This window comes from Methanobacterium sp. (assembly GCA_016222945.1).
In the GTDB taxonomy this organism is placed as follows: Archaea; Methanobacteriota; Methanobacteria; order Methanobacteriales; family Methanobacteriaceae; genus Methanobacterium_D.
In genome coordinates this window covers 35,295-52,088 of the sequence record JACRPY010000006.1, presented here as the reverse complement: position 1 = coordinate 52,088, position 16,794 = coordinate 35,295, and the positions used below count along the sequence as shown (strand labels likewise).

General features: G+C 33.5%; 20 protein-coding genes. 16 read left to right on the top strand and 4 right to left on the bottom strand.

Annotated features, from left to right (window positions below; genetic code table 11):
* Window positions 1-47: 47 nt before the first annotated feature.
* The 10 genes from HZC47_09190 to mtnA are packed head-to-tail and all read left to right on the top strand — an operon-like array spanning window position 48 to window position 8,635.
* Window positions 48-1,142: a DUF2117 domain-containing protein gene (locus HZC47_09190; protein ID MBI5681054.1), complete on the top strand. Its 1,095-nt coding sequence runs from the start codon at window positions 48-50 to the stop codon at window positions 1,140-1,142.
* An 8-nt stretch (window positions 1,143-1,150) separates the two neighbouring features.
* Entirely contained in the window at window positions 1,151-2,137 is a 987-nt protein-coding gene (locus tag HZC47_09185; protein MBI5681053.1) for a methanogenesis marker 2 protein, read from the top strand.
* A gap of 12 nt (window positions 2,138-2,149) precedes the next feature.
* Window positions 2,150-3,682, top strand: coding sequence for a methanogenesis marker 3 protein (locus HZC47_09180; protein MBI5681052.1), 1,533 nt, complete (start codon window positions 2,150-2,152; stop codon window positions 3,680-3,682).
* Window positions 3,666-4,094 carry a methanogenesis marker 6 protein gene (locus tag HZC47_09175; GenBank protein ID MBI5681051.1) on the top strand — a complete coding sequence of 143 codons (429 nt, stop codon included), beginning with the start codon at window positions 3,666-3,668 and terminating at the stop codon, window positions 4,092-4,094. The genes HZC47_09180 and HZC47_09175 overlap by 17 nt, the downstream gene beginning before the upstream one ends.
* Window positions 4,095-4,139: 45 nt before the next feature.
* Window positions 4,140-4,523, top strand: coding sequence for a DUF2111 domain-containing protein (locus HZC47_09170; protein ID MBI5681050.1), 384 nt, complete (start codon window positions 4,140-4,142; stop codon window positions 4,521-4,523).
* Window positions 4,520-4,966 carry a methanogenesis marker 5 protein gene (locus HZC47_09165; GenBank protein MBI5681049.1) on the top strand — a complete coding sequence of 149 codons (447 nt, stop codon included), beginning with the start codon at window positions 4,520-4,522 and terminating at the stop codon, window positions 4,964-4,966. Before HZC47_09170 ends, HZC47_09165 begins: the two co-directional genes overlap by 4 nt.
* Window positions 4,959-6,188, top strand: coding sequence for a methanogenesis marker 15 protein (locus HZC47_09160; GenBank protein ID MBI5681048.1), 1,230 nt, complete (start codon window positions 4,959-4,961; stop codon window positions 6,186-6,188). The genes HZC47_09165 and HZC47_09160 overlap by 8 nt, the downstream gene beginning before the upstream one ends.
* A gap of 13 nt (window positions 6,189-6,201) precedes the next feature.
* Window positions 6,202-6,753 (top strand): methanogenesis marker 17 protein, encoded by a 552-nt coding sequence (locus HZC47_09155; protein MBI5681047.1) that lies wholly within the window; start codon window positions 6,202-6,204, stop codon window positions 6,751-6,753.
* A 48-nt stretch (window positions 6,754-6,801) separates the two neighbouring features.
* Window positions 6,802-7,653 carry a radical SAM protein gene (locus HZC47_09150; GenBank protein ID MBI5681046.1) on the top strand — a complete coding sequence of 284 codons (852 nt, stop codon included), beginning with the start codon at window positions 6,802-6,804 and terminating at the stop codon, window positions 7,651-7,653.
* A gap of 52 nt (window positions 7,654-7,705) precedes the next feature.
* Complete coding sequence (gene mtnA, locus HZC47_09145) at window positions 7,706-8,635, top strand: S-methyl-5-thioribose-1-phosphate isomerase (protein MBI5681045.1); 930 nt, start codon at window positions 7,706-7,708, stop codon at window positions 8,633-8,635.
* 70 nt (window positions 8,636-8,705) lie between these two features.
* On the opposite strand, the gene HZC47_09140 is transcribed toward mtnA, so the two are convergent.
* Together HZC47_09140 and HZC47_09135 are read right to left on the bottom strand one after the other, a co-directional pair.
* Window positions 8,706-9,251 (bottom strand): hypothetical protein, encoded by a 546-nt coding sequence (locus tag HZC47_09140; protein MBI5681044.1) that lies wholly within the window; start codon window positions 9,249-9,251, stop codon window positions 8,706-8,708.
* 60 nt (window positions 9,252-9,311) lie between these two features.
* On the bottom strand, window positions 9,312-10,334 hold the full coding sequence (locus HZC47_09135; protein ID MBI5681043.1) for a class I SAM-dependent methyltransferase family protein: 1,023 nt from the start codon (window positions 10,332-10,334) through the stop codon (window positions 9,312-9,314).
* A gap of 139 nt (window positions 10,335-10,473) precedes the next feature.
* On the opposite strand from HZC47_09135, the gene HZC47_09130 reads away from it, so the two are divergent.
* Both HZC47_09130 and HZC47_09125 read left to right on the top strand, forming a co-directional pair.
* Window positions 10,474-11,283 (top strand): diphthine synthase, encoded by an 810-nt coding sequence (locus HZC47_09130; protein ID MBI5681042.1) that lies wholly within the window; start codon window positions 10,474-10,476, stop codon window positions 11,281-11,283.
* A 21-nt stretch (window positions 11,284-11,304) separates the two neighbouring features.
* Window positions 11,305-12,249 (top strand): DNA adenine methylase, encoded by a 945-nt coding sequence (locus HZC47_09125; GenBank protein ID MBI5681041.1) that lies wholly within the window; start codon window positions 11,305-11,307, stop codon window positions 12,247-12,249.
* Window positions 12,250-12,279: 30 nt separating this feature from the next.
* Here the strand turns inward: HZC47_09125 and HZC47_09120 are convergent, their stop codons facing one another.
* On the bottom strand, window positions 12,280-12,504 hold the full coding sequence (locus HZC47_09120) for a hypothetical protein (GenBank protein ID MBI5681040.1): 225 nt from the start codon (window positions 12,502-12,504) through the stop codon (window positions 12,280-12,282).
* 153 nt (window positions 12,505-12,657) lie between these two features.
* Here HZC47_09120 and HZC47_09115 point away from each other — a divergent pair, with 153 nt between their 5' ends.
* Window positions 12,658-13,224 carry a methyltransferase domain-containing protein gene (locus tag HZC47_09115; GenBank protein ID MBI5681039.1) on the top strand — a complete coding sequence of 189 codons (567 nt, stop codon included), beginning with the start codon at window positions 12,658-12,660 and terminating at the stop codon, window positions 13,222-13,224.
* Window positions 13,225-13,244: 20 nt separating this feature from the next.
* Here the strand turns inward: HZC47_09115 and HZC47_09110 are convergent, their stop codons facing one another.
* Entirely contained in the window at window positions 13,245-13,976 is a 732-nt protein-coding gene (locus tag HZC47_09110; GenBank protein ID MBI5681038.1) for an archaeosine tRNA-ribosyltransferase, read from the bottom strand.
* Between the two features lie 128 nt (window positions 13,977-14,104).
* Here HZC47_09110 and HZC47_09105 point away from each other — a divergent pair, with 128 nt between their 5' ends.
* The 3 genes from HZC47_09105 (at window position 14,105) to hdrB (ending at window position 16,545) form a co-directional block, all read left to right on the top strand.
* A complete protein-coding gene (locus HZC47_09105) occupies window positions 14,105-14,620 on the top strand; it encodes a CDP-alcohol phosphatidyltransferase family protein (GenBank protein MBI5681037.1) in 516 nt (171 codons plus the stop codon).
* A 146-nt stretch (window positions 14,621-14,766) separates the two neighbouring features.
* Window positions 14,767-15,609 carry a CoB--CoM heterodisulfide reductase subunit C gene (hdrC, locus tag HZC47_09100; GenBank protein ID MBI5681036.1) on the top strand — a complete coding sequence of 281 codons (843 nt, stop codon included), beginning with the start codon at window positions 14,767-14,769 and terminating at the stop codon, window positions 15,607-15,609.
* Between the two features lie 12 nt (window positions 15,610-15,621).
* Window positions 15,622-16,545: a CoB--CoM heterodisulfide reductase subunit B gene (gene hdrB / locus HZC47_09095; GenBank protein MBI5681035.1), complete on the top strand. Its 924-nt coding sequence runs from the start codon at window positions 15,622-15,624 to the stop codon at window positions 16,543-16,545.
* Window positions 16,546-16,794: the final 249 nt, after the last annotated feature.

The following is a 16,794-nucleotide window of genomic DNA, read 5'->3' as shown; positions in this document are numbered from 1 at the left end:
CAAATTTAACGATAATTTTAATAGATTAATCATCATAAAATTAGGTAATGAAAATTGGTGTTGTTGTACATGGCCCTTATATAGTTGATTCTGGCTATGCAGAGAAAATTTTGAACTTACTTGGAGATTATGGCGAAGTAAGTGCACGGCTTGGCGGTACAATGGGCAGAACCGCGGTGCATGATGCTCATCTTGAAGATAGAATTGATATAAGCCAAAAATTACTTCCAAGTGAATCAGTTGACAAGTTCACCCCCGAATGTGATGTTATTTTTCTAATTAATTATGGAAAATCCAGTGTAACTGGCCATGCCTTTGGATTTAAAGTATTCAATCATTGCAAGAGTAAACCTCCATTAATTCAAATTGAAAGGCCAGGAGAATCCGATGGAAGCATTATATCGTGGGATAATAGCTTAAATAAACTTGCAGAAGATATATCTGAGATTTTAAACTTAAAAATAGTTTCTCCCCTTGAAATTGAAGAACAAATGGCATTTAATAAAGTAACTAAGACTGAAAGAAGCATTGCCGGAGTTTCTTCTAATGAAAATATATTTGTTAATGGAATTGTTGTGGGTAAATCCACTTCATCTGAGGTTATTTTAGTTGCAGAAAATGGTTTAATAACCAAAATAATTGGAGGAGACCTTAAAGAGCACGGCGTGAAAAAATTAGGTAAAATAGACCTCCAGAAAGCCATAATAAAAACAGGATTACTTAGAAGATCAGAAATCACTCCTAGAGTGCTTAAATCATGTAGAAATAGCCATAATTTTTGTGTGGCATTTTTAGATCATGCAGCAGAGGATATTTACAAATTAAAAGATGTTGATATGGTCGTTACAGTTGGTGATGATACCACACTTGTTGCGGGAGATATTTTATATAGATTTAATGTGCCTATAATCGGTATCACCGATGGAGATATTGATAAAGTTGTTGAAAAAGGATTTAAAGCAAGTGAATCTTTGATAATTGAACTTGAAAATGGATTAGACGATGTTATTGGTAAAAAAATCTTTCATGAGCTTTTTAATGAAGAAGAAATCATAGAAATAGAAAATATCGAAAATTTTAAAAATGAAATACTACAAATCATTAACCATACATCCACTTACTATAAAATAAAAGAAAACTGAGGTGGACAATGGATTTAACCACACTTATTGATTCTTTAAGGAATTTTGAAGGAATTACAAGGAAAAACCATATAAAAGATGTAACAGACATCTTAAAGGACACCTACAATATTGCAGGGAAAACAATTTTAAGTTTTGGTGATGATGCATCTGCAATAGACATTGGAGATGGGAAATTAGCTCTTCTTGCAGCAGATGGAATGTGGGGAAAGTTAATGGAAGCCGATCCTTACTGGGCGGGTTACTGTTCTGTTTTAGTTAACGTCAACGACATTGCAGCAATGGGAGGCAAACCTATTGGAATGACCAACGTTATATCAACCCCTGACGATGAAATATGCCATCAAATTATGGAAGGCATAAATGATGGAGTTAAAAAATTCGGTGTTCCCATGGTGGGAGGACATTTACACCCCGATACTCCTTACAACGCATTAGATGTGTCAATTACCGGGATTGTAGGTAAAGATGAGATTATTACAAGCTGCGATGCAAATATTGGTGATGAAATTATAGTTGCAATTGACATTGACGGCCAATTACATCCAAAATTCAATTTAAATTGGGATACAACTACAATGAAAAGTTCCAAGCTTGTTCAGGCCCAAATTGATGTGATGAACATGATAGGCAGGAAAAAACTTGTGACATCCGGTAAAGACATAAGTAATCCTGGAACGTTAGGCACACTGGGAATGTTGCTTGAAACATCTGGTGTAGGTGCAACTGTTGAAATTGAAAAGATCCCACGAAATGAAACCGTAGATTGGGAGCAATGGCTTAAATTATATCCTGGAGCAGGTTTTGTTTTAACTGCTAGAAGTAAAACGGCACCAGAATGTATTGAGTTACTTAAAGAAGTTAATATTACAGCGGCAGTTGTTGGAAATATTATTGAAGAAAGAAAATTTTATATAACTCATAAAAATCAAAAAGAAGTTCTTTTCGACTTTAAAAAAGATGGAATAACTGGTATTAATGATGAACTATCATAAATGAGGAATTATATGATTGTAAGGGTCAATGGTGAAAAAATAAACCTTTCTGAAGGTTCTACAATTAAAGATGCAATTGAAGCAGCGAATGCACCATATATAGAAGGTTGTGTCCTTGGCGTAGTTAAAGGTAAAGAAGAAATCGAAAAATATGTGAATAAATACAAAATAAAAACTTCTAAAGGAAGCATAATAATTGAATTATTAGAAAAAGACCCTTCAAATTTGATCCAAACATGGAAAAAGCTCTATAAAGAGTTTGAAAATCATAGAGTCCGATGGACCACCTCAAATGAGGTTTCTATGGGGCCAGTTAAGACTAACCTCATTCCAACAAAAACAGAGCATAAATATGAAAAATGGGACGTTATAATAAGTCTTTCAGGCTTTACTTCAGATGCAACCCACATAATATTCAGTAAAAGCCGGCATAAATCTGTGTATGGAGTTCCTGAAGGAACTAATGGGATATTTGCCCAAGTAGTTGGAGGTAAAAGGACTCTGGTTAATCTCACTGATGACGATGCTATAACTGAAATAAAACCAGTTGTAGAAAGAAAAAGTACAATTAAAAGTGCCACTATAACCAATTTAGATACTCCTGTTAGTGATGGAAATGAAATATTTACCCATATTCTTGTTAAAACAGAATCTAAATCCCCTAATTCTGTTGAACACTTTTTTGCATTGTCTGAAGATGGTAAAATCAAAGTGGATTATGAATCAAATTCATTTGTAGGATTTTACAAGTTACAGGGACTTGAAAAGAACGCTGAATACATAGATCAGCGTAAACGTGGTGCAGTTACCCTTAGAAATAGCGGTAAAGGAATGGGACGTGTTTATATCTACAGGGAAGATAGGGTTTCCACACCATCCCACACTCTTATAGGTCATGTCGATAAAGGAATGCAACTCTTGGATATTGCAAATTCAGGAGATTATGTAACGGTTAAATCAGATCCAGAACGAATAATAACCATTTCAATGACTCAAAAGGATGCAGAAGAATATTTATCTTCAAAAGGCATAGAACATATACGTGACGGCTTAAAAGATGATGATGCAATAATTGTAAGCCAGAATCCTCAGTTTTCAATGGACATTATTGGTAACAAAAAGGTAAAAACATTTGGAATCAATAAAAATGAAATAATATATGTAGATATAAATGATAATGCTCCAAGATCATCCTGGTATTTCCAAAAACTCACAGGGATTATTGATTCACCGATAGGCTCCCTTAAAGTGCATTTTGCATTTCCGGGAATGAAGGTGATGATGTTTGAAGGGAACTCTAAAGATGCAAAGGGACTTACCCCTGAAAACACTCCTCCTAAATGCGTAACTGCTGGGCAAATTGGAATAACCAATATGTCACGCCGACATGTTGGAATGATAGGCGTAAGATTTGAAGATAATGACGAATTTGGACCTACAGGAGAGCCATTTGGCGGGACTAACATAGTTGGTAGAGTTGTTAAAGGGCTTGAAAATCTGGAAAAACTGAAAGAGGGAGATATAGTTTATGTCGCCAAAAACTGAAAATTCTGAAGTCACTCGCATGATAATATTGGGGCCTTCTTCAAATATTAATCCTGCAGAACTCGTCCAGAAACTCCATATGCTGGAATTACCCCTTACTATAAAATCAACGTGTTATGGGGCCATAATTCATGGAGATGAGGATGTTGTTATGGATGCTGTAAAAAGAATAAGGGAATTAGACCCATTTAACATTTTCACAAAAGACAGAGGATTTCCACCAGGAGACCCCAGACGTTGCAGAGCTAAAAGAGGAGCGGCAAGAGAAGGATTTCACCAGCTTGAAAAAGAATATGAATTACTTGATTGCCTAAGAGAAGCATTTGAACATCCCAGAAAAGTTCATGTAGAAAAACCAAAGCAAATTTCGCCAGATTTATTTAAAAAAATAATAAAAGAAGCTGAAAAATAGTAAATCCATTTTTAAGCTTTATAATTAAATAGGGGAATGATAAAAATGCAAATAACATCTTCTTCAAAGGGAAAAGAGATAGCACCAATGGCACTTGCTATTCACAAGCTTTTAAATAAATTACCCACAACAATGCGTACAAAAAACGCTAAGGGAGTTAGAATAGAGGACGGTAAAGTAATAGATTTTGATTATACCGGCCCTGTACTGGAAAAAGTACTTAATAACGGCAAATCAATGCGGGAAATTCCTGAAAGCGGTGCTTACTCAGGTATTCCAGTTGTGGTCGTTCCAATAAAAGAACATGACAAAGTTATTGGTGTAATAGGTATTGTTGATATAACAAAAGGAATATTCAGTGACCTTAAAGAAATTACAAGAAGACCCGAACTTATAAAACCCAACACACAAAAGGGGGAGTTTTATTGAAAATAGCTATATTTCCTCCAAATTCACTAATTTTAGCTGATTTAGTGGAAAGACATGGGCATGAAGCCCTCGCATTACAAAAAGAAATAAGAAAAAAAGTAATAGATCCAGAAATAGATTCACCTCCATTTAATATTACCCAAGACGAACCAATAAAAGGTTTAAAATATGCTGCAATTGAAGTTCCATCAGGTGTAAGGGGAAGAATGGCCATATTCGGACCATTAATTGATGAAGCTGAAGCTGCAATAATTATGGAAGAAGCACCCTATGGATTTGGATGTATAGGCTGTGCAAGAACAAATGAACTTTCAATGTTTTATTTAAGAAAGAAAAATATCCCCATTTTAGAGCTTCAATATCCTACAAACCAGGAAGAAGCAATAGACATAGTAAACAAGATTAACACTTTCCTAGATGAACTGGAGGAAAAAAATGGTTAAAATAGCCCAAATATCCTGTGGAACTGAATACAGTGGTGTTCAGAAGGAAATAGAAAAAGCTGCAGCAACTTTTGGTGCAGAAATTACTATTCCCGAAGCAGATCTAGATTATATTGACGAAGCTTACAAAAAATTCGGTTTTAACGCTGCAAGTTCAAGTATAAGACTAATGATAGCAAGAGCCATGTCCATTGTTGAAGGGAAAGCAGATGCAGATGCAGTATTCATCGCTTCATGCTTTAGATGTGCTGAAGGAGCACTTGTTAGAAACGAATTAAGACGATTTATACAACAAAACACAAATTTACCTGTTGTTACATACTCTTTCACTGAAAGAACCAAAGCTGATGAGCTTTTCATAAGAATGGAAGCATTATCCACCATTGTTGATAGAAAGAGTTTACTGGCACGTGAAAAACAGGAAGGCCTAACAATTGGTGTAGATTCAGGTTCAACAACCACCAAAGTTGTTTTAATGGAAAATAACAAAATAATAGGAACTGGTTGGCTTCCAACAACCGATGTTATTGGATCTGCTGAAGAAGGAATGAAAAGTGCATTTGAAGGCACAGGATACAAATTAGATGACATTGACGGTATGGGAGTGACAGGATACGGAAGATTAACCATAGGAAAACACTTTAACGCTGCTTTAATTCAAGAAGAACTCAGTGTAAACTCCAAAGGAGCAGTTTATCTTGCAGACCGCCAGAGAGGCGAAGCAACTGTCTTAGATATTGGTGGAATGGATAACAAAGTTATAACAGTTAATGATGGAATTCCGGATAATTTCACTATGGGTGGAATCTGTGCGGGAGCATCAGGCCGGTTTTTAGAAATAACATCGCGAAGACTGGGCGTTGACATAAGTGAACTGGGAGGATTAGCCTTAAAAGGAAATTACAAGCACGCTCTCTTAAACAGTTACTGTATAGTGTTTGGTATTCAAGATCTAGTTACTTCACTTGCTGCTGGAGGTACAAAGGCAGATGTGGCTGCTGCTGCATGTTATTCTGTTGCAGAACAGGTTTATGAGCAGCAACTTCAAGAAATTGACGTTCGTGAGCCTCTGATTCAAGTTGGAGGAACATCACTTATAGAAGGTCTTGTAGATGCTGTAAGCACTGTTCTGGGCGGTATTGAAATTATTGTGCCTGAAAACTCACAATATATCGGTGCTGTTGGTGCGGCATTATTAGTATCTGGTTTAGGGAAAAAATAGTTGGGAGAATGAAATGTTAGTTGAATGTTACGATGAAGATGGTGCAGAAGTTTATGAGATGATCATAAAACAAATCATACAAGACGTGCAAGTTTCAAGAGCAATAGACGACATGAAAGTCTTTGTAGACCCCAGAGAACCTGTATTTATTATTGTAGTTAAATTTAAAAAAGCTGCATCCCCCATTACTATTGATGATTTTACTGAATATAAATATGATAAAAATGAAAATAAAATTTATATAAAAGTTAAAGATGAAACATATCTTCCAGAACTACTGAAAAAACTATGGGAAACAGAAGGCAGAGAAAAAATACAGCAGCCCAGCAGATTTGAAGTGACAATAAACGGTCCTAAGAGTGAAATTAAAGGTATAGTCATCCATGACCCTAAAGATGATTTAAAAAAGAAGATATACGACGCTATATTTAGAATTATTCCAGAAGGTTTTAAGGTTATCAGACACAATTCTAAGGAAGATATCATTGCAATGGTATGTTCTGACGAAATAATCAAGGATGAATGGATTAAAAAAGAAGAAAAAATGATTAAAGACCTAACATGATGAATTAAACCAAATGGTGATGAAATTTTCCTTTGGAGGAATTAGAAAATGAAAGAAAGTAAATTTGCCCACATGACTAAAGTACACCCCTGTTTTAATGAAAAAATGCACGATAAAGTTGGAAGAATCCACGTTCCAATCGCCCCTAAATGTAATATTCAATGTAATTTCTGCACAAGAGACATTAACAAATGTGAAGTCCGTCCTGGAGTCACAGCAAGAGTAATGAATGTTGAAGATGCAATAGAGCATGTTAGAAAAGTTACAGGCGAAATGCCAATTTCTGTTGTTGGTGTTGCAGGTCCTGGCGATGCACTATTTAATGAAGAAACATTTGAATTCTTTAAAAGGGTTGATGAAGAATTCCCTGATTTAATTAAATGTATGAGTACAAACGGGCTTTTGTTACCTGATAAAGCTGATATACTTGCAGATATACATATAAACACCATAACAGTAACAGTAAACGCCATTGACCCTGAAATAGGTAAAGAAATTTATGCTGGGGTCTTTTATGATGGGAAAATCTATAAAGGAGAAGAAGGATTCAAATTACTCTCTAAAAATCAGCTTGAAGGCATAGAAAAGATATCCGAAAAGGGTATTGTTGTTAAAGTAAATGCAGTGCTGATTCCTGGATTAAATGACGAACATATTGTGGATATAGCCAAAGAAGTTAAAAAACGAGGCGCATCCCTTATGAATGTAATTCCACTTATACCTCTTAACAAGTTTAAAGACCTTGAAAAACCGAATTGTGCCCAAATCAGTGAAGTAAGAGATAAAGTAGAAGAAATCATTCCCGTATTTAGAGCATGCACCCAATGCAGGGCTGATGCATACGGTGTTCCTGGTAAAGAAGATAAACATTTAGATATGACTCCTGCAAGTCATTATTAACTCTATTTTTTTAATTTATTGAAAATTAATTACTTTTTTAAGGGTAATAAACATGAAAACTATGCTTTGGAAAGACAATCAACTTTTACTCATCGATCAAACAAAATTACCTGATGAAATCACTTATTTCACCTGTAAAAACTATCAAGATGTAATTTACGCCATTAAAACCATGGTAGTTCGTGGCGCACCTGCAATAGGTGTAGCTGCTGCCTTTGGAATGACACTTGCAGAGTTAGCGGGTGAAGACCTCCAAAAAGCTGCAGATGAAATTAAAGCAGCACGTCCCACTGCAGTAAATCTGTTCTGGGCAGTAGACAGAGTGCTCAAATCTGATAATGCACTTGATGAAGCTTTAAAAATGTACGATGAAGACATAGAAACCAATAAATCCATTGGAAAACACGGCGCTGCAGTTATTGGTGATGGCGATACTATTTTAACTCATTGCAACGCTGGTGCATTGGCCTGCGTTGATTATGGAACAGCTTTAGGTGTTATAAGAGCTGCATTCCATGAAGGTAAAAAAATTAAAGTGATATGTGATGAAACACGGCCATTTTGCCAAGGAGCAAAGCTCAGTGTCTTTGAGATGCAACAAGAAAAAATTCCAGTTAAATTGATTGTGGATAGCGCTGCAGGACGCATGATGCAGGAAGGAAAAGTAAATAAAGTCGTAATTGGTGCAGATAGAGTTGCAAAAGGCGGCGTTGCAAATAAAATAGGGTCTTTAATGGTTGCACTTGCTGCAAAACGGTTTAATGTGCCATTTTATGTGGCAGCACCAAAAAGTACATTTGATTTTGAAAATTCAATATATGATACTGAAATTGAAGAGCGCAACCCTAAAGAAGTGTTATATTTTAGAGAATGCCGTGTTGCGCCTGAAGGAACTGACGTGGAGAACCCTTCATTTGATATTGTGCCCAGTGATTTAATTACAGGCATAATTACTGAAGAAGGAATATTAAAGCCATTTTAATAATTTAAAAAAAATAAACTAAATAAATAACCATTAATGGGTTATTTATTACATATTACTGTTTTATGAGTTATTTTCCAAAGATTGAAGTCCATATCTGCTGGAGAAATGACATAATACTATTTATTATTGAGCCTAATATCCCCTGATCTTGTGTTGCTGTTTGATTTAGAGGTGTTGCATTTATATCTGCATCATTAGTATTGCTACCCTGGTCGATGATGGCTTTTAAGACTTTACCAGTTTCAGCGTCCACATATATTCTTCCCACATTTTTTCCATTTTGATTATTAACCTGCACAACCCATGCGGAATTATAACCTTCAACAGCTGTGTATCTTCCAGGTCCGCCAAAACCAGGGTCATCTGCTTTAGCTTCACTTACAGGTATCCATTTTTGAGCGCCTGTTTTAGTATCAGTAACCTTTGCTTTCCAGTCACTCCACCCCGGAGTTACAGCAGTATAAGGCAAATTATTTGTCTTTAAATAACTTTGAGCTATCTTTTGAGCCTGATTAGCACCCAAAGTAGGTCCAGAATCCGCATATACTACACTAAAAACTCCAAAAACAAATATTAAAACCAAAAATATCTTCAAAACATTTTTTAGTTCCATTAATTAAACCCCCTTTATTAATCATCTTCAATATATATTTTCATATATAGATATTGCTTTTTAAAATATTCTTGCATCAATTCCCATATGCCACATACCCGGGCTTCTTGATCTTACTTTTCTTTTACCTAAAACTTCAATTTTCCGAGGATAAGCTGCTATTTTAATTCTTTCAACCGGTTTTTGGAAATCATCTGAAAATTCATAGTAATGAACAATTCCTCCCTCGTTGACAGTTTCTATAGCTGAATCTAAAAATTCATAGGCAGTTCCAGGTAAGTTCATTATAATACGATCTGCCCGAATATTTTTATCACCTAAAACTTCTCTTACGTCACCTGAAATTGGAATTATTTTATCTGAAACTTTATTAAGCTCCATATTTCGTTTAATATATTCATAAGCATCATTATTTATGTCAATTGCATAAATCTTAACATTATGATTTTTTGCAATAAGCACAGGAAACGGAGCAACCCCTGCAAACATATCAACTATTATTTCACCATCTTGAACTTGATCAGCTACTCTTTTTCGCTCAGTTGCAAGCCGAGGGCTAAAATAAACTTTTTTAACATCAAGCATCAATTTACATCCAAATTCCTGGTGAACAGTTTCTGATATATCTTCTCCTGCAATGTGTTCTAAGTCTCTTGTTCTTATAATTCCCTTTATTTCGCTTTGCTTTTTAAAAACTGCCTTTCTTCCCGTGAATTTAAGCGCAGCCTCTCCAATCAAGTGTTTATATTCATCTAAATCTTCAGGGATCTCTAAAATAACAATATCCCCAATTATATCAAAGGATCCCCTGATTTCTTCAATTTTTTTAGGGTCAATTTTACCTTCCAGATACTCCTTTAGACTTCTTGGACTTCTTTTTTGCATTTCAAAGTCAGTATCAATAATTTCACATTTATCCTGACAAATTTCACTAAATAAATCCATTTTAGGCTCATTTAAAAGTGGAATAATAACATAATCCTTTTCACGCTCTATTTTAAAATCAAGATTAATTAATGAATTTTTTAATAATGATTTACGCACATCATTTGCTATATCTTTTGGAATTTTTAGGCCAATCATAAATATCCTCATAAACCAGATTTTAACTAATATATCTAAATATTATCAAGATTAAAATATAATCATTGTTAAAAAATAATATTTAAAACAGGTACCTAAAGGTAAATTAAATGTTTTATTTAATTAAATAATGTTATATATGGAGTGTAGGAGTGGTTTTATGCTTTATTTTATTGGTTTGGGACTTTATGATGAAAAAGACATTTCTTTAAAGGGAATTGAAGCCCTTAAAAAAGTTGATGATATTTATGCCGAGTTTTACACTGCAAATTTATTTGGAACAACATTATCTGCTGTTGAAGATATAATAAGTAAAGAAATTAGCGTTTTAACCAGAGAAGAGGTAGAAGAATTTAACATACCTTTAAATGCAGCTATGAAAAAAGATGTTGCATTTTTAGCTGCAGGAGATCCTTTAATTGCAACAACGCATACGGATATGATGATAGAAGCTAAAAAATGGAATATTGAAACACGAGTTATCCATTCCTCTTCTATTTTATCAGCAGCTCCAGGTTTAGCTGGTCTTCAAGCTTACAAATTTGGAAAAGTAACTACAATACCTTTTACGGAGGAAAATTATTTTCCGCATTCCCCCTACCATGCCATAAAAGCAAATAAAAAATTAAAAGCCCATACACTGGTGCTTTTAGACATTCGCGCCGATGCAGATAGATATATGACTGTAAATCAGGGATTGGAATATCTTTTAAAGGTTGAAAAAGAGCTTGGTGAAGAAATAGTGACAGAAGACTCATTAGCTGTTGCGCTTGCACGTGCTGGCTCAATCAAACCATTGGTGCGTGCAGATACTGTAAAAAAGCTTATTATGGAAGATTTTGGCGGTCCGTTGCATTGTCTGATTATCCCTGGAGATTTACATTTTATGGAAGCAGAGTATCTAGTTAAAATCTGTGGAGCACCAGAAAACCTTCTTGACGAATTATAATAAATGGTTTTGGGATAAAAAATGGATAAAAATTCTAAAGTAGAGCCTGTTACTGCCAAACCATTTATAAAATGGGCTGGCGGGAAAACACAACTACTAAATGAACTGGAAAAACGGTTCCCTCCAAAAATAATTAGAACTAAAAGAATTAAAAGGTATATTGAGCCATTTGTTGGTGGCGGAGCGTTATTTTTCCATTTAAAAAGAGATTATAACATTGAAGAATCTTATCTCTTTGACATTAATAAAGAACTTGTAATTGCCTATAAAACCCTGCAAATAAATCATAAAGGGTTAATGGATAAATTAAGTGAAATAGAGGATAAACACCTTCAAAAATCAGAGGATAAACGAAAAGAATACTACTACAAAATTAGAAACGAATATAACCGACAGATGGATGGTTTTGATTATGTCAATTATAGTGATGAATGGGTTAAAAGAACCAGCTTTCTAATTTTTTTAAATAAAACATGTTTTAATGGTCTTTTCCGTCAAAATCAAAAAGGAGAATTCAATGTACCATTTGGACGTTATAAAAATCCTAAAATTCACAGTAAAAAGAATATTATAGGAATATATGAAGCATTGCAAGATACAGAAGTTTTTTGTGGAGATTTTACTGAAGCCTGCAACTATATAGAAAAAGAAAGCTTTATTTATCTTGATCCTCCATATCGGCCATTAAACAAAACATCTAATTTTACAAGCTATGCAAAAAATGGATTTAATGATGAAGATCAAACAAGATTAGCTCAATTTTTCAAAATAACTGATGAACAAGGCGCATATTTGATGCTTAGTAATTCTGATCCTAAAAATCAAGATATTCATGATGAATTCTTTGATAATCTCTATAACAATTATAATATAGAGAGGATCACTGCAAAACGGAATATTAATTGTGATGCTTCAAAAAGGGGAGAAATTAAAGAATTAATTATAACTAATTATCTCCAATTTTAATCTAAAATTAAAATAAAAGTTATAATCTTTTTATTCAGTTAATTTATCTAATATATCCTCTTTTTCGGTGAAATCTACTTTTTCAATGTTCTGTAGAGGTATTATGACTTTTTTAATTCCATCCTCTTTAGGTGCGTATATTATCTCAATTAAACCTTTATCCTGGTCTATCTCAATTTTTTCCACTCCAAACTCCCCTTTTTTAAAATTATGCACATTTTCATTGATTAAACTTACTTCAAGTTTCTCAATCATTTTTATCCACCTCGATGTTACTTATATTATGTTAATTCTTATTCAAGTATTTTGAGTATTGCAAGATATTTTAAATAAAATTGTAAAATATACTTTTCAAAAGTGTTTAAATGATTTAAACCACAAATAAATAGACATTAAAGAGGAGTTAAAATGACAGGAAAACATTTTCATCATGGCAAATCTAGTAAAGATATTTTAGATTCAAAAAAGGTTTTAAATGCAATTGGACTTAAAAAAGGAGATATATTTTTAGACGCAGGTTCTGGAGACGGCTACATGTCCCTTGCCGCATCAAAAATTGTTGGAGAAAAAGGGAAAGTATACGCAGTGGATGTTTGGGAAGAATCCATGAATATTTTAAAAAAAGAAATTCAAAACAGCGAAATCAGCAATATAGAGCCCATTATTGCAGATATAAGCAAAAAAATCCCCATAAAAGATGAAACAGTAGATATATGCTACATGGCCAATGTTTTACACGGCTTCGTAGAAAATGATAACTTAGATAAGGTAATGAGTGAAATTAGGAGAATATTAAGACCAGAAGGTATTTTTGCAGTTGTTGAATTTAAAAAGATTGAAAATACACCAGGTCCTCCAATGAAAATTAAAATAAATCCAAAAAATGTTAGAGAAATAATTGAAAAGTATCATTTGACTTTTAAAAATGTGGAAGAAGTAGGAAAACATCATTATGTAGTCATTACAGTTAAATAATAATCTTACTTATTTAAACTCTAATATAAAGGCATATATTTCTCTAAAAAATCAGGATATTTCTTATCAAGTAGTCTTAGCGTGGACATGGCCTCGGGAGAAGTGCAACATCGCTCTTCAACTAAATTTCTAAGTGTTCCATTTTTTATATTTTCCCTTACTTCTCTAACTACAAAATCCATACTGTTTTTATTGTATTTTTTAAGTTCATCAAAGTTCAAATCATATATTTTATACTCTTCAAGATTATATTTTGCAGTCGGAGTTAAAATAACGTTTAATTGCGCATAATAATCTGCTGTAAACTCTCCAAAGAAATCAATACCCATATAAGCCAGTATTGGAATAAAATTAACGTCTGCAAATGGAAAATATAGTGCTATATTGGGATTTATGGTTTCCCTTAAATTTACAAGTATATCAACAAGATCTCGAGGATTTTTTAGAAGCATTTCTGAATTTGCAACTAATAATGTTGTATATCCAAGTTCATCTAACTTTAAAGCACATTTAACTCTTAAATCCACATATTTACTGCCGTGAATAACTGCAATACCCTTTTCTTCGCTTTTGGATGCATTTTGGATTGTTCTTTTAACAGACCATTCTGCTAATTCCTTAGGAACATCAAATGGCATAGGTTCATCTTTTATAATAAATAGATTTTCTTCTGACTTGAAAATAGCAGGAGTAATTACTTCTTCATATTTTCCAAGTCTTGCTGGGCCGTCATGTTGTTTTACTAAGAGCATAAAATCGGTTTCCTTATTCACTTAATTAATGTATTTAAAATATTAGTATAAAAAATATAGTATGACCTCAATATATTTTAATTATTAAGATTGAGTATTGCTAATATCATTATATTAACTTTGATAAAATGAAAATCAATAAATCCTCTATTTTAAATGGAATAACTACATCCCGGATAGTATTTGCTTTTATATTTCTTTATCTATTCGTTAACGGCCTAAAAATAGAATCAATTGCTGTTTTTTTAGTTGCAATCCTTACTGACGTTTTTGATGGTTATTTTGCAAGGAAATTCGATTTATCATCATCTGCTGGAGCATATTTTGACATAATTGCAGATTTTATTCTGGTTTTAATCGCATTTACTGCATTTATACTCCATGGAATTTATCCTTACTGGTTATTAATCCTTATTAGCCTTGTTTTTTTACAATTCATAGTTACTTCCAAGTATAAATTGCTGATTTATGACCCAATAGGAAAATATTATGGTGCATTTCTGTTTTTAATGATTTTAATTACATTAATTGTTCCAACATCTGCTTTTTATGATTTTTTACTTTATTTTATAATTATTTTCACAGTTATATCTTTAATGAGTCGGTATCTATTTTTTATTTTTCGAAAATCAGTTGCAGAATGATTTAAAATATTCAATGCAAATCGTGTCAACAAAAAGGTTACAGTATGCGATATTTCCGCAACCTATATATACACTGATCATCAACCTAGGTATGAAAATTATATGTTTTCACACAATCCCTTAACTTAAAAGGATGTGGGGAATGAATGAAAAGCTTGAAACGTTTAAAAGATTTTTTAACAGGGGAAGAATCAGAGGAGAAAGGTAAAAACAAAGAAACACCTGAATCCGAAGTACCAGAAAACTCCGAAGAAGGAAAACCAGTTGATACAGAGACAAAACAAGAAACCACCCCTGCAGTAGAAAAAGAAGCTACTGCGGAAAAGAAAAAACCTAAAAAACAGCGAAAAAAGAAAAAAACAGCGAAAAAAGAAAAAGAAGTCGTTAAAGAAACAAAAAAAGAGGAAAGTAAAAATAAAGGAAGTGTGAGTATGACTTTACTTAATAAAGAAGAAAATCTAGTACGTAGCGAAGATATAGATACAACCTTCAAACAGGATATAATGGACGCAGGCGCAGAAAGCGTAGCATTATGTTACCAATGTGGTACATGTACAGGATCATGTCCTTCAGGAAGGAGAACTCCTTACAGAATAAGAAGCATAATAAGAAAATCCATTAACGGACTTAAAAACGAAGTTATGGAAGACGAAACTATCTGGGAATGTGTTACATGCTACACCTGCCAAGAAAGGTGCCCAAGAGGCGTTGAGATTGTAGATGTTGTTAAAACCATAAGAAACATGCAATCCCAAGCAGGAAAAATGGCACAAGCACACAAAATGACTGGAACCTTCGTATTAAAAACAGGCCACGGTGTGCCAATTAACGATGCCACAATGGCACTTAGAAAAAGAGTTGGATTAAACGAATTACCTCCAACCACACACGAATACCCAGAAGCATTAGAAGAAGTACAAAAAATACTCAAGAAAACAGGGTTTGACAGTTTAATTGGATACAACTGGAAAACCGGAGAACTAGAATAAGGAGGAATGAAAATGGATCTCGCATATTTCTTAGGATGTATAATGAACAACAGATACCCTGGAATCGAAAAATCATCAAGAGTAATGTTTGAAAAATTCGGTATCACACTTCACGACATGGAAGGAGCATCATGCTGCCCAGCACCGGGTGTATTTGGATCATTTGATAAGACCAGCTGGCTTTCTGTAGCTGCAAGAAACATAACCATAGCAGAAGATATGGATATGGATATAATGACCGAATGTAACGGATGTTTCGGTACATTATTTGAAACTAACCACGAATTACATGGAGACGAAGAAGCTAAGGCAAAAATTAACGAAGTTCTCGCTGAAGTAGGCAGAGAATACAAAGGTAACATTAACGTAAGACACTTTGCTGAAGTATTATACAATGATGTAGGTCTTGACAAAATAGCTGAAGCTGTAACCACTCCTTTAGATGATCTTAACGTCGGTGTTCACTACGGATGCCACTTTTTAAGGCCAACAGCAGACATTGGAATAGACAACGCTGAAAAACCAACAATTTTAGATGAGCTTGTAGAAGCAACTGGTGCAAAATCTGTAAATTACCGAGACAAAATGTTATGTTGTGGTGCTGGTGGTGGAGTACGTTCAAGAGACATAGAAAACGCTTTAGACTTCACAAAAGAGAAATTAACCAACATGACAGACGCTGGTGTAGATGTTATAGTAAATGTATGTCCATTCTGTCACTTACAGTTTGATGTAGGTCAAACCGAAATCAAACAAAAATTCGGTGATGAATTCAACATACCTGTTTTCCACCTTGCTCAGTTCTTAGGTCTAGCAATGGGATACAAACCTGAAGATCTAACAGTAGATGTTCACCAAATTTGTGTAGATTCAGCTCTAGAAAAATGTTCAATTAAGGACATTGAAGAACTGGACAAAGTAACTGGCGGAGAATAAAATTAATTCTCCCTACTTTATTTATTTTTAAAATTATTTAAAAAAAATAAGCTAAAATCATTCTAACAGCTGTTTTTAATGAATTATTATTTATAACCAAGTTAATTAATTATTTTAATCATATCGTCCTGCTATTTTTAATAATAAATTATTTATTTAATTATTTAACATTCAATCTAATATTTAACTAGTTTTAACATAAATTACTTTATATATAATTTTAAATATTTTGAAAATTATATTTAAACT